The following is a 23,561-nucleotide window of genomic DNA, read 5'->3' as shown; positions in this document are numbered from 1 at the left end:
CGATCCTCCTTTAATCCCGTAGTGCTCGGCCGGTTAGATGCAAGAACACATCTTCCAATGTAGGGGTTTGGATTTCCACCGAAGTTAAAACGGTGTCAGTCTTTTCTGCTAACTTAAATAACATATTGAACACATTTGCTTCTTTAGGAGTTAAAATGGTAATCGATCGATCTTGGACGGTTACACGGTTAATGATTGGTTCCGCGCGCAACGCGTCAATAAATGGCTCGTGAACCCTTTCTACTTTTATTTGAACGGTATTTTCCGATGATAAAATATTTTTGATTTCTTCTTTCGTACCCGATGCGATAATGCTGCCTTTATCCATAATGTAAATCCGGTCACATAAGAATTCGACTTCTTCCATGTAATGGCTCGTATATAAAACGGTCATTTGTTTTTCTTGATTTAATCGTTTGACCGTTTCCAAAATATAATTTCTTGACTGAGGGTCAATGCCGACAGTCGGTTCGTCCATAATAATAAATTCCGGTTCATGTAAAAGCGCGACTCCGATATTCAATCTTCTTTTCATTCCGCCAGAAAAATGTTTCACTAAATCGTTTTGCCGTTCAGTCAAACCGATTTGTTCCAATATTTCATCGACTTTCTTTTGTAAGCTCGCTCCGGATAGGCGATACATTCTTCCGAAAAAATATAAATTTTCTTTTGCGGACAATTCAGTGTATAAAGCAATTTCCTGCGGAACCACTCCCAATACCTTTCTTAATTTCGTTGGGTTTTTGAGGACGCTCTCGTTGTTAAAGCGGACATCTCCGCTTGTAGGTGGAATTAAAGTAGAGATCATGGAAATCGTTGTGGATTTCCCAGCTCCGTTTGGACCTAATAATCCTACGATTTCACCTTTTTCTAAAAATAAGTTAACGCCATTCACCGCTTTCGTTTGTTTAAACTGTTTCGTTAATTCTACCGCTTCTAATATCATTCTCTCTCTCCTTCTTCTTTTTTGATTTTCATGTTACGCCATTGCTTGGGAAAATCATACTATCGCAAGTCATTACTTCAAATAAAAAACATGACTTTAGTCATTTTTCATTCCGCTCTTGCGTTCATAAGCCCATAAAAAAATGACCGTATGTTTCGGTCGATATTTACTAGGTGATATCATGTTTAATGGCATAAATGGCAAGCTGGGTGCGATCGCGCAGCTGAAGTTTTTGGAGGATTTGTGTAATATGATTTTTTACCGTTCCGATGGATAAATGAAGCTCTGCTGCAATTTCTTTGTTCGTTTTTCCTTCTCCTACTAATTTTGCAATCATGAGTTCACGAGGGGATAAAGGGATGTCAACATGGGCTTGTTTCGATTTTTGCAATAGCTTTGGCACCATTTTTGCCGCGACATCCTCATGAATGGTCATTCCACCTTTCATACAGCTATATATCGCTTGAATCAGTTTTTGCTGTTCAGCCGTTTTCAATAAAAAGCCATTGGCCCCATCTTTCAATGCCTGGACAGCATATTCATCATCATTGAAAGTGGTTAAAATTAAAATTTTGACATTCGGCCATCGTTCTTTCATTTTCCTTGTTGCCTCCAAGCCGTTCATCACAGGCATGCGGATGTCCATAATAACGATATCGATAATATGTTGTTCCATTTCGTGCAATGCTTCCAATCCATTTTCCGCTTCTGCAACGACTTTTAGTTGCGGATCCTGTTCAATCATCATTTTTAATCCTTGTCTGACAAGCGCTTGATCTTCTACAAGCAAAATGTTAAACACGATGATCCCCCTTTACCGGAATCGTTCCTTGGACAATAAATTCCTCATTCGTTTGGAAAATGTGCAAAGTTCCTCCGACTTCCTCTACACGTTCTTTCATGCTCGTTAAACCAAATCCCATTTGAAAAGGTTTCGGCTCAAAAATACGGTTTTTAATAGAAAAATGAACATCGCCTACTGCTGATTTTCCTAATACGACAAATACTTCTCTTGAATGGGCGTGCCTCATTGCATTGGTCAATGCTTCTTGAATGACGCGATATAACACAACACTAAGTTGATTGGAAATCTTCGTAGATAGCACCCCTTGTTTCGTCGTAAAGTGAACCATAATATGGCTTTCCGATTCTAATTTTCGAATCAATTGAATCACAGAGGCGATCCCTTCATTTTCTTCTGTTTTTAACGCTTTTACGGCTTGTCTTGTTTCCTCCAAACTATCGCGGACTAAACGTTTTAATTGCTCATATTCTTGTTTCGGTTCTTTGATGGACAACATTTCTAGCTGCATAAGAAGGGCGGTTAATTTATGTCCTACGGAATCGTGAATTTCGCGGGCAATTCTTGTTCGTTCCTCGAGTCTTGTAGACCGTTCTGTTTCATAATGTAAACGCTTTAAACGCCGGTATTCTCCTAATAACTGTTCATAAATCTCTCGTTGCTCTTTTCTTTCCAACACATATTCGTTTAACAGAGCAGAGATAATCGAAAAAAGAATGAAAGCGATGAGCCATTCCATTTCTCCGCTTTTTAAGCCAATAACGATCACTGCTGAACACAGAAATGTAATGATGGTCAATAAGCGGAATTTTTTTATCGATAGTTGAAAAATTGCTTCTAAATAAATGTATAAAAATAACAAAAGACTATACATATTTTTAGGAAGCGGATAACAAAATTCAGCTGCTATAATCAAAAAATGAATGATTATATATAAGACAAGCGGCTCTTTCACAATAGAAAGTAAAAAATAACTTAAAATCGCAAGTGAGCTAATCAACCATAGAAGAGTAGGTTGATTTGAATGTTGGCTATGTTCATATAAGTACCCTATCCATAAAACCGCAAACATAAGCGAGCGAAAGATAAACAGTTTCACAACATCTCCATCCTGCATATTTAATTTATTTTTAACTTACTGGAGCAAAAAAAAGGATGTCAATGGATTTTTAGGTAAAATATGCTTGACCGTAACAAAAAGCGTGTAACATTGTATGTTGAAAATAGCTATGAGGTTATAAAAAGGGATCTGAAACATCGCAAACAAAACAAACACTTAATCACAAGTTGTGGTAAAAAAGATGAAAATTATGCTCTTCACCACAAATGTACTTAGCAACTTCATTTATTTGTGCATAAGGGTAAAAAAAACGAAATTTCCTGCACTTTTTTACGTAAAAATCGAGTGCATCTTTTGGCGATGAGCCAGTAGGTGGATAAATGGGAATATCTTGATATTTTTGAGAAAATAAGCTATTAATAGAGGTAACAAGCTTGTCATCCCTCTGAGCTGCCTCCATTAAAGATCGATGGGGTGACAAGTTTTTTATTTTAGAAACTGGAATTATCATTCTATATCAACCTTTGATAATACCCAAACTAATGAGGGGGAGAGAATGATGAAAAAACTAATTAACGATCCGAACCAAGTCGTTAACGATATGCTAGAAGGAATGGTCGCGGCTTATCCAAATCGGGTGAGACGATTGCCGGGTACGAATGTGATGGTAAGAAATGACGCTCCAGTAAAAGGAAAAGTCGGAATCGTAAGCGGCGGCGGCAGCGGACATGAGCCGGCGCATGCAGGCTATGTCGGAAAAGGAATGTTAGATGCGGCAGTATGCGGGGAAGTGTTTACCTCTCCGACTCCTGACCAAGTGCTAGAGGCCATCAAAGCGGTCGATAGCGGAAAAGGCGTATTGCTTATTATCAAAAATTATACGGGGGACGTGATGAATTTTGAAATGGCCGCGGAGTTGGCGGAAGCAGAAGGAATTCGTGTTGCGAAAGTCATTGTAAATGACGACGTAGCGGTGGAAGACAGCACGTTTACGACAGGACGGCGCGGCATCGCGGGAACGGTGTTCGTTCATAAAATCGCAGGGGCACTATCAGAACGCGGCGCATCGCTTGAAGAAGTCGAAGCGGTGGCAAAAAAGGTGGTGCAAAATGTTCGCTCCATGGGGATGGCGCTTACTCCGTGCACCGTGCCGGCAGCGGGAAAACCTGGATTTGAACTTAGTGAAAATGAAATCGAAGTCGGCATCGGCATTCACGGCGAACCGGGAATTGAAAAAACAACGATCAAAACAGCGGACGAAATTGCGGAAACGCTGCTAGACAAAATTTTCGATGACATGAAACTAGAAAAAGGCGATCGCGTCGCAGTGATGATTAACGGACTTGGCGCAACACCGTTAATGGAGCTATATATTGTGAATAAAAAAGTATCAGAAATGTTAAAGGAAAAACAAATTCACGTCCATGAAACATTTGTTGGAGAATATATGACCTCGCTGGAAATGGCCGGCTGTTCCATATCGCTATTTAAATTGGATGATTCCTTGATCGAATTGCTAGATGCGCCTGCGGATACGATTGCGTTGAAAAAATAAGAGTGAGAGGAGAAATTGTCATGGCGTTTGGCGTAGCACAGGTAAAACGATGGATGAGCATCGCAAACGATCACATTCAACAACAAAAACAATATTTAACGGAGCTCGATCAAGCGATCGGCGACGGCGACCATGGGTTAAATATGGCGCGGGGATTTCAAGAAGTAGTTAAAAAAATTACTTCTACCAATTACGAAGACCTCGGTTCGCTTTTCAAAGATGTAAGCATGACGCTAATCGCGAAAGTCGGAGGAGCGTCAGGACCGTTATACGGCACTGCTTTTTTGAAAATGTCGCTTGCGCTCGCGGGAAAAAAGGAAGCGGATGATAAAGAGCTGATCGCAGCGTTAGAGGCGGCGTTAGACGGAATCAAAGCGCGCGGAAAAGCAAACGTCAGCGAGAAAACGATGGTGGACGTATGGGAGCCGGTCATGGAATTTTTGCGGGAGAAAGGAAGCATGCAAGCGAAAGAAGCAGCACTTCTCGCGAAAGAAAAAATGGAACATACAAAAGAACTCGAGGCGAAAAAAGGTCGTGCCGCTTATTTAGGAAAGCGGTCGGTTGGCCACATCGATCCAGGTTCCGCTTCTTCGTATTTATTGTTTGCCGCTTTAGCGGAAGTGCTCGAGGGATAAAGGAGAGATCATTCATGAAGTATGTCAGCCTTGTATTAATTTCGCACAGCGAGGAAATTGTAAGCGGTTTAAAGAAACTATTAAATCAAGTCCAGCCTGATGTCAACATCGCAGTTGCCGGTGGAAACGATGGGGAGATCGGGACGAACGCTTTCCGCATCAAAGAAGCGATTGAATCCGTCTATTCGGAAAAAGGGGTTGTCATTCTGTTTGACCTTGGCAGCGCTTTGATGAACGCGGAATTGGCGATCGAGATGCTCGAGAAAACAGATCATATCGCCATTGCTGATGCTCCGTTGGTGGAAGGAGCGTATATCGCCGCGGTGGAAGCGGGATTGGGAAAATCGCTCGATGAAATCGTCCGGGCGTGCGAACAGGCGAAACAGATGGTGAAAGTGGCGCGTTCATAGGCTGAATGAGCAAACTATGGCAATAATGGAAAGCGAAAACATGAGGAAATATTGATAGAAAATCCCCGGAATCACAATGATTTCCGGGGATTTTATTTGCTTGACCGCGAAAAAATTTTGCTGCTGCCGATGTTGGTACATTTTCTTTTTCAGATGGTTCTGTTAAATGTTAATGTTGATAAATTGGATAAAATTAAGGGGAACCCAATCTAGAAGGGTTTTCTCTCTCTTATTAAACTTGCACACTTGTTACTCAAATAAGTTAATGTGTATTCAAATATCTATTCTTTAACTACTACTTTGTAATTTTGAAGTTGTTTTGCAATATTTACTATCGAGCCATATTCCTCTAATCTTCCTTACTATAATTATCTGGGTAAAAGTAAACATTCGTCATCAAGTTCACCTTCTTTTATTATAAAAAAGCTGGACAATGTTTTTTATTGATACCGCTCCAACTGGGCGAAAAAGTCTTTCACAAACCGATAAAACACTTTGACCGACGGCGCCAGTTCGTGATGGTCAGAGATGATAATGCCAACGTTTCGTTTGACTTGCGGTATTTCGATTGGCACTTTTACCGCAAAGCGGGGCACCGTTTCATAAAAGGCGCTTTCCGGAAGAAGAGTGACGCCAATCCCCGCGGAGACGAGACCTTTAATTGCGTCTAAATCTTCGCCTTCCGATGAGATGATCGGGGAAAATCCTGCTTGCTGGCAGGCATCGAGAACAATTTGATGCAAAATGTACCCTTCAGGAAATGTCACAAACGGTTCGTTGCGCAGTTCATTTAGTACTAAGCTGTCTCGTTTGGCAAGCGGATGGTTGCTTGGAAGAAGGGCGGCAAACATTTCCGAAAACAAAATCTCCCCTTTAATGCCTGGTTCACCAGTTGGAACAGGTCCGAGAAACGCCAAATCGATTTCTCTTTTTTTCACCGCTTCGATTAAATATTTGTAAGCTCCTTGCCGCAAATGAAACGACACGTTTGGATGCTCTTCTTTAAAAGCGGAGATGACCATCGGCATCGTATGGCTTGCTAGACTCGTTGGGAAGCCGATTCTGATCGTTCCGCGTTCTGGGTCTAAGTATTCTTCGATTTGCTGCTTGGCGTATTCAATTGCTTTCAACGCTGTCTCCACATGAGGTAAAAAGTGGCGGCCGACCGGGGTGAGTTTTACGTTTCGTCCTTCCCGTTCAAATAACTGTACGCCAAGTTCGGCCTCTAAATTAGCAATTTGCCGGCTGATGGCGGATTGTGCGACATGAAGAGCTTCCGCCGCTTCGGAAACGTGCTCCCGTTTGGCCACTTCTAAAAAATATTGAAGTTGTCTTAGCTCCATTTTCCTCACCTCCCTGCTATTAATCTCAAAATGTGATTAATTTAATCTAAATTATATATTGTTTATATTATTTTTGAAAACTACAATTATATACACAGAGCAAATGGAACGGGAGGGAAGCAAGATGAAACATTACGGATTGCCGAAAGCGCAAGGGCTTTATCGTCCTGAATTTGAGCATGATGCGTGCGGTATCGGCTTTTACGCCCATTTAAAAGGAAAGCCGTCCCACGATATTATAAAAAAAGGTCTTCATATGCTTCGTCAGCTTGAACATCGCGGCGGGCAAGGAAGTGATCCAGAAACAGGCGATGGCGCGGGTATTATGGTACAAATTCCGCACGAATATTTCCAAGTGGCGTGCGGAAAAATGAAGCTTCCGCCAAAAGGGCGTTATGGCGTCGGCATGGTCTTTTTGCCGGAAGATGAGGAAAAACGATTGTATTATGAAAGAGAAATCAATAAAATCATCAAAAAAGAAGGACAGACGCTGTTAGGCTGGCGCACTGTGCCTGTAAATATCGAAAAACTCGGAAAACTCGCAAAACAAAGCAAGCCGTTTATCCGCCAAGTGTTTATCGCAGCAAGCGACGATATTCAAGATGAGCTTGCATTTGAACGAAAATTGTATGTCATTCGCAAACAGGCGGAAAAGCTTGTTCAAAATAATGAATGTTATTTCGCCAGCCTCTCAAGCCGGACGATTGTATATAAAGGATTGCTTACACCGGAACAATTAGATGAATTTTACGTCGATTTGCAGGACGAACGGTTTCAATCGGCGTTTGCCCTCGTTCACTCCCGCTTTAGTACAAACACATTCCCTAGCTGGGAAAGAGCGCATCCAAACCGCTATTTAATTCATAACGGCGAAATCAATACGCTAAGAGGAAACGTCAATTGGATGATGGCGCGGGAAAAGCAATTTGTATCTGAACTTTTCGGTGAGGATTTGCAAAAAATTACGCCGATTTTAGATATGAACGGCAGTGACTCATCCATTTTAGATAATGCGTTTGAGTTTTTCGTCTTAGCCGGGAAAAAATTGGCTCATGCGGCGATGATGCTCATTCCGGAACCATGGTTCTGGGACAACGAAATGGATGATGACAAAAAGGCGTTTTACGAATACCATAGCTGCTTAATGGAACCGTGGGACGGCCCAACAGCGATTTCGTTTACGGACGGTAGACAAATCGGCGCGATTTTAGACCGTAACGGCTTAAGACCAGCGCGTTATTATGTGACAAAAGATGACTATATTATTTTCTCATCGGAAGTCGGTGTCATTGATGTAGATCCAAATAACGTGCTATATAAGGATCGCTTAAGCCCAGGGAAAATGCTTTTAGTCGATTTAGAGCAAGGCCGGATTATTTCTGATGAGGAAATTAAAGAAGAAATCGCTAAAGAAAAGCCGTACCGCAAATGGTTGAACGAAAAAATGATGACGTTAAACGATTTGGATATTCCAGAAGATACGGAGCCGGTCAAAAATCTTGTCACATTGCAAAAAGCGTTTGGCTATACGTATGAAGATGTAGAAAAAACGATCATCGCGATGGTGAAAGAAGGAAAAGACCCGACAGGCGCGATGGGAATGGATGCGCCGCTTGCGGTGTTGTCAGACCGTCCGCAAAGCTTGTTTAACTATTTTAAACAGCTGTTTGCGCAAGTCACCAACCCGCCGATTGATGCGATTCGCGAATATATTGTGACATCGACGATGACGCTTCTTGGAAAAGAAGGAAATATTCTTCATCCGGATGCATCGGCCGCCCGCCGTATTCGCTTGGATACACCGATTCTTTCGAACGAAGAACTTGCTGCGTTAAAGTCGAACCCATATCCTGAGTTTAAATGTGTGACGATTCCGACATTATTTACCGACGACTTGCAAAAAGCGCTTGATGAAATGTTTGAAAAAGCGGAAAAGGCGATGGAAAACGGCGCGGTGCTTCTTGTATTGTCTGACCGAGGCGTTGACGAACGTCATGTCGCCATTCCGACGCTTCTTGCCGCAAGTGCGCTTCATCAATATCTTGTACGAAAAGGAACGCGCACGAATGTAAGCATTATTGTCGAATGCGGCGAAGCGCGGGAAGTGCATCATTTTGCCGCTTTAATCGGATACGGCGCGGATGCGGTAAATCCGTATTTGGCGCTGGAGACGATTCGCAGCGCTGTGGAAAACGGAGTCATTTCGCTTTCCTATCATGAAGCTGTGAACAAATATAAAAAGGCGGTTACCGATGGCGTTGTCAAAGTCATGTCGAAAATGGGAATTTCGACGGTGCAAAGCTACCGCGGTGCGCAAATTTTTGAAGCGGTCGGCATCGGTGAAGAAGTGATCGAACAATATTTCACAGGCACGGCATCCCAAATCGGCGGCATCGGTTTAGCGGAAATTGCTAAAGAAGCGAAAATGCGCCATGAAGCCGCATTCCAAACGACATACAAAGACGATACATTAGACCCAGGCAGCGAGCTGCAATGGAGACGAAACGGGGAACATCACGCGTTCAATCCGAAAACGATTCATCTGCTTCAATGGGCGTGCCGGAAAAATGATTATCAGCTTTATAAAGAGTATTCCAAATTGGCAAATGAAGAGCGCATGACCTTTTTGCGAAATTTGTTTGAATTTGATGAAACGAGAACGCCGATTCCGATTGAGGAAGTCGAGCCGGTTGAATCGATCGTGCGCCGCTTTAAAACAGGTGCGATGTCTTATGGTTCATTAAGCAAAGAAGCGCATGAAGCTCTCGCTATCGCAATGAACCGCATCGGAGGAAAAAGCAATAGCGGCGAGGGTGGAGAAGATCCGAGCCGTTATGTGCCAGATGAAAATGGAGATTTGCGCAGAAGCGCGATTAAGCAAATCGCTTCCGGCCGTTTTGGCGTCAAAAGCCATTATTTAGTCAACGCCGATGAATTGCAAATCAAAATGGCGCAAGGGGCAAAACCTGGCGAAGGCGGACAGCTGCCTGCCAATAAAGTGTATCCGTGGATCGGAAAAGTGCGCGGCTCTACGCCTGGAGTAGAATTGATTTCTCCTCCTCCGCATCACGATATTTATTCGATTGAAGATTTGGCGCAGCTTATTTACGATTTGAAAAATGCCAATAGAGATGCACGGATCAGCGTGAAACTTGTTTCCAAAGCAGGTGTCGGTACGATTGCGGCCGGCGTTGCGAAAGGAAATGCGGATGTTATTGTCATCAGCGGTTACGACGGCGGTACAGGAGCGTCGCCAAAAACGAGCATTAAGCATGCTGGGCTTCCGTGGGAGCTCGGTCTTGCGGAAACGCACCAAACGTTAATGTTAAATGGCTTGCGTGACCGTGTTGTGCTTGAAACAGACGGAAAATTAATGACTGGCCGCGATGTTGTGATGGCCGCATTGTTCGGCGCTGAAGAATTTGGTTTTGCGACAGCCCCGCTTGTTGTTTTAGGCTGTGTGATGATGCGGGCATGCCATCTTGATACATGTCCGGTTGGCGTGGCAACGCAAAATCCAGAGCTTCGCAAAAAGTTTATGGGAAAACCGGAACACGTGATCAACTTCATGTATTTCGTTGCCCAAGAAGTGCGTGAAATAATGGCACAGCTCGGTTTCCGCACCATCGATGAAATGGTCGGAAGAGTCGATGTCTTAAAAGTGAGCGAGCGTGCGAAAAAACATTGGAAAGCGAAGCATTTGGATTTGTCGCGTTTACTTTATCAAGTAGACGGTCCACGGACATTTGCTCGTCCGCAACAGCATAAAATCGAACAAACGATGGATTATAACGAAATTTTGCCAGCGGCAGTACCTGCGTTAGAGAAAAAAGAACAAGTCGAGCTTCATCTTCCTATTCGAAATGTTCATCGCACCGTCGGAGCGATTACGGGAAGCGAAATATCGAAACGATATGGAGAAGAAGGGCTTCCGGAAGATACGATTCGACTGCATTTCACAGGCTCTGCCGGACAAAGCTTTGCCGCTTTCGTTCCAAAAGGAATGACGATGACGCTTGTTGGCGATGCGAACGACTATGTCGGAAAAGGCCTTTCCGGCGGAAAAGTGATCGTCCGTCCGCCAGAAGAAGCGGAGTTTGCTTCTGCGGATAACGTCATTATCGGCAACGTCGCTTTCTATGGGGCGACGAGCGGAGAAGCATATATTCGCGGACGCGCCGGCGAACGGTTCTGCGTGCGGAACAGCGGCGTGAACGCTGTCGTTGAAGGCGTCGGCGATCACGGCTGTGAGTATATGACAGGAGGACGTGTCGTGATCCTTGGTTCCGTCGGGAAAAACTTTGCCGCAGGAATGTCCGGGGGAATCGCTTATGTTCTATCCGATGATGAAAACGAATGGCAAAGAACTGCGAATAAAGAATTAGTGTTGTTCGAACGTCTCGAAGAGGAAGAAGAGATCAATGAAGTGCGTCAAATGATTGCAAAACATTATCAATATACCGGAAGCATAAAAGCTTCTCACATTTTGGCGCATTGGAATGAGTATGTCGGAAAATTTGTGAAAGTCATTCCGAGAAACTACAAATTGATGATCGAAACCATTAAAGCGATGGAACAATCCGGGCTTTCTCAAGATGAGGCGATGATGGCTGCTTTTGAAGCGGTAGCCAAACGAAAAAAAGTTGCGGGAAACGAATCATTCGCATTGCAAGCGGTCGCTAAATAAGCGATCGCTTCCTCGTTCGTTTTTTCGTAAAAAGGAGGGTGAGATGAAAAATGGGGAAAATAACCGGATTTATGGAATATACACGCGAAGCAGAAACAAAACGTGATCCGCTTTCTCGCCTGGAGGATTGGAAAGAATATACGTTTCCGTTTTCCGATGAAACGCTCGCAAGACAAGGCGCCCGCTGTATGGATTGCGGGACTCCGTTTTGTCATATGGGAATGGAATTGAACGGGTTGACATCGGGCTGCCCGATTCATAATTTGATCCCAGAGTGGAACGATTTAGTCTATCGAGGCAGATGGAAAGAGGCGCTCGAGCGGTTGTTGAAAACGAACAACTTCCCAGAATTTACCGGAAGGGTTTGTCCGGCGCCTTGTGAAGGTTCCTGTACGGTAGCGATTTCCGACTCGGCTGTCGCCATCAAAGGAATCGAGAGGGCGATTATTGATAAAGGGTTTGCCGAAGGATGGATTCAGCCACGGATTCCGCAAAAACGAACAGGAAAAAAAGTGGCGATTGTCGGTTCTGGGCCTGCCGGTCTTGCTTGCGCCGACCAACTCAATCAAGCGGGCCATTCGGTAACGGTGTACGAGCGGGCTGACCGAGTCGGCGGGTTATTAATGTATGGCATTCCAAATATGAAACTAGAAAAAGAAATTGTCGAGCGGAGAGTTCGGCTTTTAGAACAAGAAGGGATTACGTTCATAACCAATACGGAAGTTGGAAAAGACATCACCGCCGAAGAGCTGCGTTCTCAATATGACGCCGTCGTATTATGCATCGGCGCGCAAAAACATCGTGACCTTGCGATTGAAGGAAGAGAGCTTGAGGGCGTTCATTTTGCCATGGATTATTTAACCGGGGTCACAAAAAGCCTGCTTGATTCCGACTTTGCCGACGGCAACTTTATCGACGCCAAAGACAAGCGTGTCATTGTCATCGGCGGCGGCGATACAGGGGCGGACTGTGTTGCGACTGCATTAAGGCAAGGGTGCAAAAGCGTTGTGCAGTTTGGCAAGCACCCGGCATTGCCGGAACAACGATCGGAAAATAATCCATGGCCGCAATATCCGCTTGTATTTACACTGGATTACGCCTATGAAGAAGCGAAAGCGAAATTCGGTGCTGACCCGCGGCAATATTGCATTCAGACGAAAAAAATTGTTGGCGATGAGCACGGGCGAGTCAAAGAGCTTCATACGATTCAAATGGAAAAAATCATCGATGAAAACGGCAAAGCGATATTTAAAGAGATTCCGGGCACCGAACAAGTTTGGCCATGTGATTTAGTATTTATCGCCATCGGCTTTGAAGGTCCGGAGCAGCCGATTTTGCAACAGTTTGGTGTCGAGACTGTCAACAATAAAGTCAAAGCGCCGTACGGTAAATACACAACCAATGTCGAAGGAGTATTTGCGGCCGGAGACGCCCGCAGAGGCCAAAGCTTAATCGTTTGGGCGATTCACGAAGGCCGGGAAGCAGCAAGAGAAGTCGATCGTTTCTTAATGGGAACAACGAATTTGCCGTGATGTGGAAAATCCTCTTGAAAACAACTGGTTTTCGAGAGGATTTTTTCATGTAAAAAACGAATGTAAACATTATCTGATATTCAGTGTTGGAGGGGATGGATATGAATATCATAGATCCATCTAGACGCGAAATTTGGCAGCGCTTTGTTCGTGAAGGAATTTTGGACCATGCAAGGATGAATAAAAGAATTGCGGAATCATGGCATCTCTGTCGCCAGAAAAATGTGAACCCTTATGACGGAAAAGGAAAGATGATTTTAGAGCCGCATGTGCTGGCAGAAAGAAAAAAGAGGAATCAACGATTGCTTCATATTGCCGTACCTATTTTAGAAAAGCTGCAAAAATATTTTCAAGAAACCAAGTCTATTTTTCTTCTTGTCGATCGAGAAGGATATGTTTTATATGCAAAGGGACATAAACAAACAATGAAAATGGCTGAAGGAATAAAATTTGTGGAAGGTGTAAAGTGGACAGAAGATGAAGTCGGGACAAATGCCATTGGCACATCTTTGCGAATCCATGAGCCTATTGCGATTGTTGGCTTAGAACATTATTCCGTTGCTTCCCATCAATGGGTTTGTTCCGCAACACCCATTTATGACGAAAAGAGAGAACTTGTCGGAATTATCGATGTTTCTTACCCCATCAATCATTATCCGTTTCACGACCATGTTTTAGCCACTGTGGTTGCCGCGGCATATACCATCGAGCAACGATTCCACATTCAAGCAAAAGAAGATGAATTGGAGTTGTTTAAGTATAGTCGTAATATGGAAAATACAAATTCCCCTGTAGTGATATGCAATCATAAAGGGCGTATTGTCTGGGTGAATCATTGTTTGCGCTCTTCCTTTTCAAACATGCTTGATCGATCGCTGGAAGATGTTTGTGGCGATCATTGGATTATCAAATCCCAAACTCCCATTTATTCTTCTATTCATCATGATATTATTGGTTATCAAGTTACTCTTCAAAAGGCAAAAAATAATGATTTTAAATTTGTTTCTACGACATTTCATTTTGAAGGAGTAACCGGTAGGAGCAAATCATTTGCAAATGTAATAAAAAGTTGTGAAAAGGTAGCAAAAACAGATGCCACTGTTTATATCACCGGAGAAACTGGAACAGGGAAAGAATTGATTGCTCGCGCTATTCATCAAAACAGTGCCAGAAAAAACGGCCCGTTTGTTGCGATTAATTGCGGTGCGATACCAAAGGAACTAATTGGCAGCGAACTGTTTGGTTATGTGGAAGGGGCATTTACGGGAGCGAAACGTACGGGACATAAAGGAAAATTTGTCCAAGCAAACGGTGGAACCATTTTTCTCGATGAAATTGGCGAAATACCTTTGGAAATGCAAATCGCGCTTTTAAGGGTTTTGCAGGAAAGGGAAGTCATTCCTATTGGCGGAACGAAACCAATTCCTATTGACGTGAGAGTAATAACAGCGACACACTGCGATTTATATCAATTAGTAAGAGAAGGAAAGTTAAGGGAAGATTTATTTTATCGCATTTATGTATATCCGATTAAAGTTCCGGCGTTAAGAGAACGAAAAGAGGATATACCGTTTTTGATTCAGTACTATTGCCAAAAAAACAATTGGTCTGTTTCCTTTCCTGATGAAGTGATGCAACTATTTATGACCTATCATTGGCCAGGAAATATTCGAGAATTATTTAACGTGTTAGAGCGAGTTCGAATTGAATATGGAGATCATATTCCATCTATTCCGGAGCTCAAATCGATGTTCATTGGATGGGAAAGTCAGGGAGAAAATATGAAGTCAGATCAAGAAACTTTATCCTATCGGGAACAGATTGAAAAAAATCATATTATGGATATGCTGCAGAAAACAAAAGGCGATATTGCTAGAGCGGCAGCTGAGTTGAATATTCCTCGCAGTACATTTTACCGAAAATTAAAGAAGTATCATTTGATATGAGACAAAATGAGAAAGAATGAGAAAAAATGAGATTAGTTAAAATTTAATTTTTTAAAAACGCTTACAACAATATTGTTGTAAGCGTTTTTTTGTTGGCACATTACTTGCATGGTTAGAAAATGAGAAGAATTCACTTTAATTAAGGAGGATGGAAGCATGACAGTGACAAAACCAGAATCCAAGAGTATTACGAAAGAAAAAGCAAAGTGGATGTATCAGAAAATGTGTGAAATTCGTCAGTTTGAGGACAAAGTTCACGAAATCTTCAGCAAAGGTATTTTGCCAGGATTTGTTCATTTATATGCCGGCGAGGAAGCAGTAGCTGTAGGAGTTTGTGCTCATTTGAATGAAAAAGACTATATTACGAGTACACACCGCGGGCACGGCCACTGTATTGCAAAAGGTTGCGACTTGAATGGAATGATGGCGGAGATTTACGGAAAAGCAACAGGATTATGCAAAGGAAAAGGAGGATCCATGCATATTGCGGATGTAGAAAAGGGAATGCTTGGTGCTAACGGAATAGTCGGCGGCGGTTTTCCATTGGCGGTCGGAGCTGGTTTGACGGCGAAATTGAAGAAAACAGGTGCTGTGACCATTTGTTTCTTTGGCGATGGAGCGAATAACCACGGCACATTTCATGAAGGAATCAATCTTGCGGCTATTTGGAAACTGCCGGTTGTTTTTGTCGCGGAAAACAATGGTTATGCTGAAGCAACTCCTTTTGAATACGCATCGAGTTGCAAAAACATTGCAGACCGGGCGGCCGCTTATAACATTCCGGGAGAGATAGTCGATGGCAAAGACGTCATTGCCGTATATGAGGCGGCAGAAAGAGCAATAACACGAGCTCGCAATGGGGAAGGACCAACTTTAATTGAATGTAAAACATATCGAAATTATGGCCATTTTGAAGGGGATGCACAAACGTATAAACCAGCGGAAGAAAAAGAAAAACATTTAAAAGAGTTAGATGCCATCGTAAGATTTCGCAACTATATTCTTTCCAATCAGCTGTTATCAGAACAAGAACTATTGGAAATAGAACAGAATGTAGCAGAAGCGATTGAGAGAGCGGTAGATTTTGCGGAAAAAAGCCCATTCCCATCGGAAGAAGATCTTTTAAAAGATGTCTATGTATCCTATTAATCATAAAAGTTAGGAGGTAAAAACCATTATGACAAGAACAATTTCTTTCTCACAAGCAATTAATGAAGCTATGAAGCTTGCGATGCGCAAAGATGAAAATGTTATTTTGATGGGAGAAGATGTTGCTGGCGGTGCAGCCGTTGATCATTTGCAAGATGAAGAAGCTTGGGGAGGAGTAATGGGTGTAACAAAAGGTCTCGTTCAAGAGTTTGGAAGAGAAAGAGTATTAGATACGCCGATTGCGGAAGCTGGGTATATTGGTGCAGCGGTTACAGCGGCGGCAACGGGGTTAAGACCGATTGCAGAATTGATGTTTAATGATTTTATCGGAAGTTGTTTAGATGAAGTAATGAACCAAGCAGCGAAACTTCGCTATATGTTTGGCGGAAAAGCGAAAGTGCCTTTAACCATACGAACGATGCACGGTGCTGGATTTCGCGCGGCCGCACAACATTCACAAAGTTTATATGCGCTTTTTACCCATATACCAGGGTTAAAAGTCGTTGTTCCTTCTACCCCGTCTGATGCAAAAGGCCTTTTACTTGCCTCTATTTTTGATGATGATCCGGTCATCTTTTTTGAAGATAAAACACTTTATAACATGAAAGGAGAAGTGGAAGAAGGATTTTATACCATTCCTCTTGGAAAAGCAGATATTAAAAGAGAAGGCAGTGATTTGACCATTGTGGCGATCGGAAAACAAGTGCATACGGCCTTAAAGGCAGCAGATATGTTGAAAACAAGAGGACTGGAAACAGAAGTCATTGATCCAAGAACGTTGTCCCCGCTGGATGAGGAAACAATTTTATCTTCTGTAGCTAAGACAGGACGATTGATTATCATTGATGAAGCAAATCCGAGATGCAGTGCAGCGACAGATATTTCTGCTCTTGTAGCAGATAAAGGATTTGATTATTTAGATGCTCCGATTAAGATGATTACTGCTCCGCATTGTCCTGTTCCGTTTTCACCAACATTAGAAGATCTTTACTTGCCAACTCCAGAAAAGGTGCTTCAGGCAGTAGCTGAAATGATAGGAGATGAAACAATTGTAGCAGTTTAATAAATTCAAGCGTGTTGCTAAAAGCAATTTTGAGCAACACGCATTCCTTGTATCAATCGAAAAAGGGGAGAGATAGGAATGGCGGTTGAAATCTTCATGCCAAAGCTAGGAATGAGTATGAAAGAAGGTACGGTTGTAGAGTGGTTAAAGAAAAAAGGAGATAAGGTGAAAAAAGGGGAATCGGTCGTTGTTATTAGCTCTGATAAGATTGAGACAGATATTGAAGCACCGCAAGATGGGGTGTTATTAGAGATCCTTGTCGAACAAGATGAAACGGTGGAAGTAGGGAAAGTAATTGGCTACATTGGCCAGGAAGGAGAAGAAGCGGGTGATCAGTCCAATGAAGCACCGCAAGAAACACCACAACAAGCAATGCAAGAAGTAGCCGTGTCTGTTGGAACCATCGAACCAAAAGCAATATTAAGACAAACATCTAGACATATGTTGCGCGTTTCTCCTGCCGCTAGAAAATTAGCTCGCGAAGCGGGAATCGATTTAAGCAATATTAAAGGTTCGGGTCCAAAGGGACGAATAACAAAAGCAGATGTAGAAAAAGCCATTCAACTAAAACAAGCATCCTTACAGCCAGTGAGCGAGAAGCAAACGATCGAAGAAACAGGCCAGATAACGATCGCAGAAACAAGCCAGATCACAACGGAACAAAAAGGCGTCACCGTAAAACCGGTAACCGGCATGCGAAAAGTAATTGCCACAAGAATGTTTGCAAGCCTGCAGCAAACGGCTCAGCTAACGATTCATATGAAAGCAGATGTGACAGAATTGCTTGAATTACAGAAAAAACTAAGGGAAGAGCTGCAAGACGAACCGGATATAAAACTTACAATCACCGATTTTATCGCACGGGCAACAGTTTTAGCATTATGTGCCCATAAACAAATGAACAGTCTTTATCAAAATGGGAATATTCATACGTATGATTCCGTGCATTTAGGAATTGCAGTCGCATTGGAGAACGGTCTAGTCGTTCCGGTCATCCCTTATGCAGAGAAACTTTCTTTAAAAGAAATTTCGAAAAAAATTAAGGAATTGAGCGTACGGGCAAGGGAAGGAAAATTAAGCAGTGAGGAAATGAAAGGTTCTACTTTTACGATTACAAGTCTCGGTGCATATGGTGTTGAATTTTTTACACCAGTATTGAATCCGCCGGAGGTAGGAATTCTTGGGGTAGGAACGGTCACAGATACTCCGGTTTTTGTAGGAGATGCTATTCAGAAGAGAAAGATTTTACCATTGAGTTTAACGTTTGATCATCAAGTGATAGACGGTGCACCGGCTAGTCAATTTCTTACTACCATTAAAAATTATCTGGAAAAGCCATATAAAATGTTATTGTAGCATGTATTATTTAGCTGGAAATGTTTTTATCACGGCGTTCGGGAAAGAAAGCAGTCCAATTCGGATTGCTTTCTTTTTTTCTGATGATAGATGCTTAGTTTAGGTAGGAAGAAAAGGTGCATGTTTAAAGTAAGTGTCTCATATTGCAATGGTATACGCTATTCTTTTGACAATCATATCATCCTTATCGATTAAATGGCTTTTCCATTATAAAACGATCTTCATTGTTTGATTCAGAAAATAAAAATATGACTTGAAATTTTTCTTTACACCCGAACATTAATTTTTTATAATTTAATTAATTCCGATAAATTTACTTAACTAAAGGAGGAAAGGGCATGGCTAAAGCTTCTACATTGTTTAAAGTGTCCGCTAAAGGTAAATGGGAATCAGGCGTCAAAACCAATATTTCTATACGAAATTTTCCTACTTTTTCTATGGATGAACCAGCAGAATTAGGAGGAGTGGATGCAGCGCCAACTCCACTGGAATATGTAGTTGCAGCTTTGAACGGTTGTAATGGAGTGATGATTCCATTAGTTGCGAAAGAATTAGGATTTACTTTCTCGGGAATTGATTTTGAAGCGACAGGCATCATCGATACCCGGGGACTAATGGGGGAAGAAGGCGTTCGCACGCATTTCCAAAAAGTTCGTTTCCAAGTGAATATACAAACCGAAGAAAGTGAAGAAAGAATTGAGCAGCTGAAAAATGAAGTGGAGAGAAGATGTCCTGTATTGAATCTTTTGCTGGATGCCGGGATTCAAGTGGATACAAAATGGAGCAAGAAATAATAAGATCTAAAAAAGGGGTGGATGTGTGCCATCCCTTTATTTTTTCGTGCGCTCAGCTAAGGTAGGGGATTGATGTTAGTCGAGATATAGGCACAACAATAGGGATGCAAATTATTTTCAAAGTTTCGGCCACAGGGCAAAGAAAATGGAGCTCTTTGGAAAAAGAGCCCCGATTCATTGCCTTTCTTAAGTAGTTTTAACTTCATTTAAATAGCGCCGCTCGTTACAACAAATATCGGGCATCCAATGGCAACGAGCGCGATCATTATTATTCCATGATATCTCCATGATAACCGCTTATCCATTGTTTTTACATAAAAAGTGATTCCAAGGATTTTGGAACAATCTCTCACCCTCCGCTTACCGGTGGGATAAAGGCAACGATATCGCCAGGCTGAAGTGTTTGATCATCTCGGGCATATTCCTCATTCACCGCGACCATCACTTGTTTCAGGTCAATGTGATAACGCTTTTCTACTTCCTGCTTTAATGCATTTACCGTTTGAGGAACGTTAGGCAGCACAACGCGCTCCTCTCCAATTGCTTCCTGTAAATGCGCAAAAAAGAGCAGGGTGATCATCGTAAATCCTCTCCTTCCGGCTTTCCTGTTGGATACGCTTTCGTTCCTAATTGATTGCCAACCCATTCCGTTCCATCTTCCCAATGTTCTTTTTTCCAAATCGGAACGATTTGTTTAATGCGCTCAATCGCGTATCGGTTTGCCTCATACGCGTCGCTACGGTGCGGCGACGAAACGGCGATGGCGACAGCGATATCGCCGATATCCAGCCTGCCGATTCGGTGCGTAATCGCCACTTTCGTTTCCGGCCATTTTTCGCGAATTTCTGCCCCAATTTGCTCTAGCATTTTTTCCGCCATCGATACATATGCTTCGTATTGTAAAAATAAGGTCCGCTTTCCGTTTGTCCATTCGCGCACTGTTCCCAAGAACGTTGTCACTGCTCCGGCTTCGGGGCGCATCACTTTTTTTACCACATTCTCAATGGAAATCGGCTTGTCCGTAATCATAAAAAGACGTTCATTCATTGTTTTTCTCACCTCATCAACCAAATAACTTTCTTCATCATTAATCGGAAAGATAGCTTCGAAGAAGATTCCTACGTAATAATATTAGATAACTGTGCCAGCGAATCCCAATCATCTTCGTTTCACAGCATTATAACTTTATATGATTCATGTTTGCAACCCTCGACAAACACGAAATCAAGCGGCAAAAGTTCATATTAATATTGGCTGCTGTTTTTTTTTTGTTTATTGCATGCTTGTTCCGACTATGTGATATTATCAAACTTTTCCGTCAACTTTTCAACTAATTCTCCTAACATATTTATTTCCGCGTGTTCTCATGAAACAGAAGCATCTCAATAAACAACAACTGGACTGCTCCACATAACGAGCAAGTCCGGTTTGTTTATCCGCCAATATAAGACATTTCAATTTTTTTCCGCGTTTTTGCTGTTTGCTCCGTCCGTTCATCCGAGTAGCGGTCTGTCCGCATGTTCCATGTCGATGCAATCATTTTCTTTATTTCTTCTTTATCGGCCCCGGAACGCAGTTTTTCTTTTAACGAAACGCCGCTTGCAGCAAACAAGCACGTATACAGCGTGCCATCGGCGGAAATGCGCGCTCGGGTGCAGCTGCGGCAAAACGATTCGGTCACCGAAGCGATAAAGCCGACTTCCACGTTCGTGCCAACATATCGGTAGCGGCTTGCCACCTCGCCGAAGTAGGCTTTTTCCACCGGCTCAAGCGGATGCATTTGCTGCAGGCGTTCATACATTTCTTTTTTCGTTACCACATGGGAAAAATCCCATCCGTTTGTCGTGCCAACGTCCATATATTCAATAAAGCGGAGGGTAATGTCTCGTTCTTTAAAATAGTTCGCCATCGGAATGATTTGCGAGTCGTTCATTCCCTTTTTGACGACCATGTTCACTTTGACGCCCAGCCCGGCTTCCCGAGCTGCTTCAATCCCTTTTAACACCGGTTTGACCCCGACGCCAACCCCGTTCATCTTTTTAAATACTTCGTCATCTAACGCGTCCAGGCTGACATTGACGCGCTTTAGCCCCGCTTCTTTCAAACGTTTTGCCCATTTCACTAAATGAATCCCATTCGTAGTAAGAGCGATATCGCGAATGCCGGAAATGTGCGCCAGCCGTTCTACTAATAAGTCTAAGTCGCGTCTTAACAGTGGTTCTCCCCCGGTGATGCGAATTTTTTCCACCCCAAGTTCCGCAAAACTTTCCGCAAGCAGCACCATTTCCTTGATTGTTAATAATTCGTCTTCACGCAAAAAGCGGAAATTCGGGCCGAATATTTCTGCCGGCATGCAATATACGCATCGGAAATTGCACTGGTCTGTTACTGAAATGCGCAAATCGCGAAGCGGACGGTTCCATTGGTCGACAATCACCGATTGACATTTTCCCATACCGCCTCCTCCTTTCATTCAATTGGACTTAAAGATTCTCGCACATATAAGAAAAACAACGACATCATCATCATGGCCACCCATGCCTGCGCTAAATTCATTTCTCTCAATTCTATTGACACAAAATGGCTGTCGAAATCGTTTGTGTCTTTCCTAGAATATTTCTCGCAAATATCAATGACTGCGGGCAAATGACAAAATTGCTCCCGAATAATAGCTTTCTTCGCAAGTGGGACCGATATATGCCAAAAAACTTAATATTTTATTCGCTCTATCGACACGGGCTGCCCTTTCAATCATTTTATCCACTTCCTCAAATCCCGCTTTTGCCGATTGGTACATAAGCGGAAAAGAGACGATGATGGATGCGATGACCGCCGTACATGATCGACGCATGAAACAATCGATAACCCAACCAGTGACCGAAATTCAATCATGTTAAAAATCTCTTTCAACAAAACTATGACATTTTCCTGTTTACTATAAAAAATATATAGATAATGTTGCGACGTTACTCACATTGTAACGCATGATGGTGTTGCAAAACTAGTGTAAAAAATCGAAGTTATTTATATGGATGCAACATAACAAATGCAATAAACACAATGAAATCCTAGTATGATGAAAAATAAAATCGAATGTTATATAGAGGTGACTATCCGTCATTTGTTGTCTGTACTCAAATGCCGGTTCTTTTTATTAATTAAAACCGAAAATTCAAAAAAAGAAAAAAATTTAAAAATAAAAAAATGAAATTTTAAAACAACTGAAAGGTGTTATTATCTATCATATAACCAAGGAGGGGAATAATGGCAGAAATATTAATTGTTGATGATGATAAATATGCAAGAAAGGAAATTAGAGCATTCATCGAGGAAAGTAAATTTCGTTTTCTTACCATTTATGAGGCAAATACAGCTCAAAGAGGTATGATCCTTCTGAAGCAAAATCGTCCGAGCATACTAATTTTGGATATCACATTACCGGATATGGACGGGATTAAATTTGGAAGATCAGCGTTGCAATTGTATTCGGACTTGCCAGTTATTGTTGTGACACAGTTAAAAATGTTTGAGTTTGTGCAGAAGGCGATTAATTCAGGTTTTTCTGCATATTTATTGAAACCGCTTTCCAAAAATGAATTGTATGAAACGCTTGATCGGGTTTTGCCTATGGGACTCAATCGAGAGATCAATCAAACTATCAATGGAAATAGTAAATTCTCTTCGGATTTAAAAAATCCGATTGAAAGTGCTATTCAGTTCATTCAGATGAACTATGGATACTCTCTTACATTAAAAGAGGTGGCGGATCAGGTATACTTAAGTCCATCCTATTTCAGCCGATTATTTAAAGAAGAAGTCGGTATGACATTTGTGGAATATTTGACGTTTGTTAGAGTACAGAAAGCGAAAAGTTTACTTCGGTTTTCCAGTCTGCCGATTGAAATCATAGCTCATAATACGGGATTTTCTAATCCTAGCTACTTTGCGACCACCTTCAAAAAAATTGTAGGAAAAACACCGAGTGAGTATCGGGATCAATTCTATTTTCAGGAAAGGGGGGTGAAGTCGTGATTGCTATAAAAAAAGAATTAGAACGTTGTAGAGTTGCAGAAAGGAAGGACTTTCAGGTGTACTTGGAACGATCATTTCGACAGAAGGTTCTACTTATCAAAAAACGGGAGCAAAATGTTTTATTTCAGAAGACCGGAAGCTCACTAGGCTTTTAGACGATGAAGACGCGAGATATGTTTTAAAATTGTTCTTAAACAATCTGTTTTGCTAAACCATTCCTGGGCGATATTGATACACCAGAAGTCTATGAG

21 protein-coding genes are annotated in these 23,561 nt (G+C 42.2%); 12 read left to right on the top strand and 9 right to left on the bottom strand.

Going from position 1 to position 23,561, the window contains the following annotated elements; genetic code table 11:
* Nucleotides 1–10: 10 nt before the first annotated feature.
* From QSJ37_RS04565 to QSJ37_RS04550, 4 genes are all read right to left on the bottom strand, one after another.
* Nucleotides 11–946, bottom strand: coding sequence for an ABC transporter ATP-binding protein (locus QSJ37_RS04565; RefSeq protein ID WP_285754089.1), 936 nt, complete (start codon nucleotides 944–946; stop codon nucleotides 11–13).
* A gap of 169 nt (nucleotides 947–1,115) precedes the next feature.
* Complete coding sequence (locus QSJ37_RS04560; RefSeq protein WP_285754087.1) at nucleotides 1,116–1,748, bottom strand: response regulator transcription factor; 633 nt, start codon at nucleotides 1,746–1,748, stop codon at nucleotides 1,116–1,118.
* Entirely contained in the window at nucleotides 1,741–2,847 is a 1,107-nt protein-coding gene (locus QSJ37_RS04555) for a sensor histidine kinase (protein WP_285754084.1), read from the bottom strand. The genes QSJ37_RS04560 and QSJ37_RS04555 overlap by 8 nt, the downstream gene beginning before the upstream one ends.
* Nucleotides 2,848–3,028: 181 nt before the next feature.
* The gene (locus QSJ37_RS04550; protein WP_285754082.1) at nucleotides 3,029–3,319 is read right to left on the bottom strand and encodes a hypothetical protein; all 291 of its coding nucleotides are present in this window, start codon (nucleotides 3,317–3,319) and stop codon (nucleotides 3,029–3,031) included.
* Nucleotides 3,320–3,367: 48 nt separating this feature from the next.
* Between QSJ37_RS04550 and dhaK the strand changes: the two genes are divergently transcribed.
* Genes dhaK through dhaM form a run of 3 tightly spaced genes read left to right on the top strand, consistent with a single transcriptional unit; the run spans nucleotide 3,368 to nucleotide 5,408 of the window.
* Nucleotides 3,368–4,363 (top strand): dihydroxyacetone kinase subunit DhaK, encoded by a 996-nt coding sequence (gene dhaK, locus QSJ37_RS04545; protein WP_285754754.1) that lies wholly within the window; start codon nucleotides 3,368–3,370, stop codon nucleotides 4,361–4,363.
* Nucleotides 4,364–4,383: 20 nt separating this feature from the next.
* Complete coding sequence (gene dhaL, locus QSJ37_RS04540; RefSeq protein ID WP_285754080.1) at nucleotides 4,384–4,998, top strand: dihydroxyacetone kinase subunit DhaL; 615 nt, start codon at nucleotides 4,384–4,386, stop codon at nucleotides 4,996–4,998.
* A 14-nt stretch (nucleotides 4,999–5,012) separates the two neighbouring features.
* Complete coding sequence (gene dhaM, locus QSJ37_RS04535; RefSeq protein ID WP_143415763.1) at nucleotides 5,013–5,408, top strand: dihydroxyacetone kinase phosphoryl donor subunit DhaM; 396 nt, start codon at nucleotides 5,013–5,015, stop codon at nucleotides 5,406–5,408.
* A 440-nt stretch (nucleotides 5,409–5,848) separates the two neighbouring features.
* Here the strand turns inward: dhaM and gltC are convergent, their stop codons facing one another.
* The gene (gene gltC, locus QSJ37_RS04530; RefSeq protein ID WP_089096692.1) at nucleotides 5,849–6,751 is read right to left on the bottom strand and encodes a glutamate biosynthesis transcriptional regulator GltC; all 903 of its coding nucleotides are present in this window, start codon (nucleotides 6,749–6,751) and stop codon (nucleotides 5,849–5,851) included.
* Nucleotides 6,752–6,875: 124 nt separating this feature from the next.
* On the opposite strand from gltC, the gene gltB reads away from it, so the two are divergent.
* From gltB to QSJ37_RS04495, 7 genes are all read left to right on the top strand, one after another.
* Entirely contained in the window at nucleotides 6,876–11,438 is a 4,563-nt protein-coding gene (gene gltB / locus QSJ37_RS04525) for a glutamate synthase large subunit (protein WP_285754077.1), read from the top strand.
* Nucleotides 11,439–11,488: 50 nt separating this feature from the next.
* The gene (locus QSJ37_RS04520; RefSeq protein ID WP_285754075.1) at nucleotides 11,489–12,970 is read left to right on the top strand and encodes a glutamate synthase subunit beta; all 1,482 of its coding nucleotides are present in this window, start codon (nucleotides 11,489–11,491) and stop codon (nucleotides 12,968–12,970) included.
* Nucleotides 12,971–13,071: 101 nt separating this feature from the next.
* Nucleotides 13,072–14,916 carry a sigma-54-dependent Fis family transcriptional regulator gene (locus tag QSJ37_RS04515; RefSeq protein WP_089096689.1) on the top strand — a complete coding sequence of 615 codons (1,845 nt, stop codon included), beginning with the start codon at nucleotides 13,072–13,074 and terminating at the stop codon, nucleotides 14,914–14,916.
* 156 nt (nucleotides 14,917–15,072) lie between these two features.
* The gene (locus QSJ37_RS04510) at nucleotides 15,073–16,065 is read left to right on the top strand and encodes a thiamine pyrophosphate-dependent dehydrogenase E1 component subunit alpha (RefSeq protein ID WP_285754072.1); all 993 of its coding nucleotides are present in this window, start codon (nucleotides 15,073–15,075) and stop codon (nucleotides 16,063–16,065) included.
* A gap of 28 nt (nucleotides 16,066–16,093) precedes the next feature.
* Nucleotides 16,094–17,128: an alpha-ketoacid dehydrogenase subunit beta gene (locus QSJ37_RS04505; RefSeq protein ID WP_285754069.1), complete on the top strand. Its 1,035-nt coding sequence runs from the start codon at nucleotides 16,094–16,096 to the stop codon at nucleotides 17,126–17,128.
* A 78-nt stretch (nucleotides 17,129–17,206) separates the two neighbouring features.
* Nucleotides 17,207–18,484, top strand: a complete 1,278-nt coding sequence (locus QSJ37_RS04500) for a dihydrolipoamide acetyltransferase family protein (protein ID WP_285754067.1) — start codon at nucleotides 17,207–17,209, stop codon at nucleotides 18,482–18,484.
* A 338-nt stretch (nucleotides 18,485–18,822) separates the two neighbouring features.
* A complete protein-coding gene (locus QSJ37_RS04495; protein ID WP_015863660.1) occupies nucleotides 18,823–19,278 on the top strand; it encodes an OsmC family protein in 456 nt (151 codons plus the stop codon).
* A gap of 349 nt (nucleotides 19,279–19,627) precedes the next feature.
* On the opposite strand, the gene moaD is transcribed toward QSJ37_RS04495, so the two are convergent.
* From moaD to QSJ37_RS04475, 4 genes are all read right to left on the bottom strand, one after another.
* On the bottom strand, nucleotides 19,628–19,858 hold the full coding sequence (moaD, locus tag QSJ37_RS04490; RefSeq protein WP_015863661.1) for a molybdopterin converting factor subunit 1: 231 nt from the start codon (nucleotides 19,856–19,858) through the stop codon (nucleotides 19,628–19,630).
* A complete protein-coding gene (locus QSJ37_RS04485; RefSeq protein WP_285754061.1) occupies nucleotides 19,855–20,325 on the bottom strand; it encodes a molybdenum cofactor biosynthesis protein MoaE in 471 nt (156 codons plus the stop codon). The genes moaD and QSJ37_RS04485 overlap by 4 nt, the downstream gene beginning before the upstream one ends.
* A gap of 385 nt (nucleotides 20,326–20,710) precedes the next feature.
* Nucleotides 20,711–21,733 carry a GTP 3',8-cyclase MoaA gene (gene moaA, locus QSJ37_RS04480; protein ID WP_285754059.1) on the bottom strand — a complete coding sequence of 341 codons (1,023 nt, stop codon included), beginning with the start codon at nucleotides 21,731–21,733 and terminating at the stop codon, nucleotides 20,711–20,713.
* 174 nt (nucleotides 21,734–21,907) lie between these two features.
* Nucleotides 21,908–22,129: a hypothetical protein gene (locus QSJ37_RS04475; protein ID WP_285754057.1), complete on the bottom strand. Its 222-nt coding sequence runs from the start codon at nucleotides 22,127–22,129 to the stop codon at nucleotides 21,908–21,910.
* Between the two features lie 413 nt (nucleotides 22,130–22,542).
* On the opposite strand from QSJ37_RS04475, the gene QSJ37_RS04470 reads away from it, so the two are divergent.
* Nucleotides 22,543–23,310 (top strand): response regulator transcription factor, encoded by a 768-nt coding sequence (locus QSJ37_RS04470; protein WP_285754055.1) that lies wholly within the window; start codon nucleotides 22,543–22,545, stop codon nucleotides 23,308–23,310.
* Nucleotides 23,311–23,380: 70 nt separating this feature from the next.
* Nucleotides 23,381–23,521 carry a hypothetical protein gene (locus QSJ37_RS17935; RefSeq protein WP_352177029.1) on the top strand — a complete coding sequence of 47 codons (141 nt, stop codon included), beginning with the start codon at nucleotides 23,381–23,383 and terminating at the stop codon, nucleotides 23,519–23,521.
* The last annotated feature ends 40 nt before the right edge of the window (nucleotides 23,522–23,561 follow it).

This window comes from Parageobacillus sp. G301 (genome assembly GCF_030268025.1).
Lineage (GTDB): Bacteria > Bacillota > Bacilli > Bacillales > Anoxybacillaceae > Parageobacillus_B > Parageobacillus_B toebii.
The sequence above is the reverse complement of the archived record's forward strand: the minus strand, read 5'-3'. Positions and strand labels throughout refer to the sequence as shown.

Coding starts and splice junctions, on each gene's coding strand:
- QSJ37_RS04565 (WP_285754089.1), bottom strand. CDS start 946: ATGATATTAGAAGCGGTAGAATTAACGAAACAGTTTAAACAAACGAAA.
- QSJ37_RS04550 (WP_285754082.1), bottom strand. CDS start 3,319: ATGATAATTCCAGTTTCTAAAATAAAAAACTTGTCACCCCATCGATCT.
- dhaK (WP_285754754.1), top strand. CDS start 3,368: ATGAAAAAACTAATTAACGATCCGAACCAAGTCGTTAACGATATGCTA.
- dhaL (WP_285754080.1), top strand. CDS start 4,384: ATGGCGTTTGGCGTAGCACAGGTAAAACGATGGATGAGCATCGCAAAC.
- dhaM (WP_143415763.1), top strand. CDS start 5,013: ATGAAGTATGTCAGCCTTGTATTAATTTCGCACAGCGAGGAAATTGTA.
- gltC (WP_089096692.1), bottom strand. CDS start 6,751: ATGGAGCTAAGACAACTTCAATATTTTTTAGAAGTGGCCAAACGGGAG.
- gltB (WP_285754077.1), top strand. CDS start 6,876: ATGAAACATTACGGATTGCCGAAAGCGCAAGGGCTTTATCGTCCTGAA.
- QSJ37_RS04520 (WP_285754075.1), top strand. CDS start 11,489: ATGGGGAAAATAACCGGATTTATGGAATATACACGCGAAGCAGAAACA.
- QSJ37_RS04515 (WP_089096689.1), top strand. CDS start 13,072: ATGAATATCATAGATCCATCTAGACGCGAAATTTGGCAGCGCTTTGTT.
- QSJ37_RS04510 (WP_285754072.1), top strand. CDS start 15,073: ATGACAGTGACAAAACCAGAATCCAAGAGTATTACGAAAGAAAAAGCA.
- QSJ37_RS04505 (WP_285754069.1), top strand. CDS start 16,094: ATGACAAGAACAATTTCTTTCTCACAAGCAATTAATGAAGCTATGAAG.
- QSJ37_RS04500 (WP_285754067.1), top strand. CDS start 17,207: ATGGCGGTTGAAATCTTCATGCCAAAGCTAGGAATGAGTATGAAAGAA.
- QSJ37_RS04495 (WP_015863660.1), top strand. CDS start 18,823: ATGGCTAAAGCTTCTACATTGTTTAAAGTGTCCGCTAAAGGTAAATGG.
- moaD (WP_015863661.1), bottom strand. CDS start 19,858: ATGATCACCCTGCTCTTTTTTGCGCATTTACAGGAAGCAATTGGAGAG.
- QSJ37_RS04485 (WP_285754061.1), bottom strand. CDS start 20,325: ATGAATGAACGTCTTTTTATGATTACGGACAAGCCGATTTCCATTGAG.
- moaA (WP_285754059.1), bottom strand. CDS start 21,733: ATGGGAAAATGTCAATCGGTGATTGTCGACCAATGGAACCGTCCGCTT.
- QSJ37_RS04475 (WP_285754057.1), bottom strand. CDS start 22,129: ATGCGTCGATCATGTACGGCGGTCATCGCATCCATCATCGTCTCTTTT.
- QSJ37_RS04470 (WP_285754055.1), top strand. CDS start 22,543: ATGGCAGAAATATTAATTGTTGATGATGATAAATATGCAAGAAAGGAA.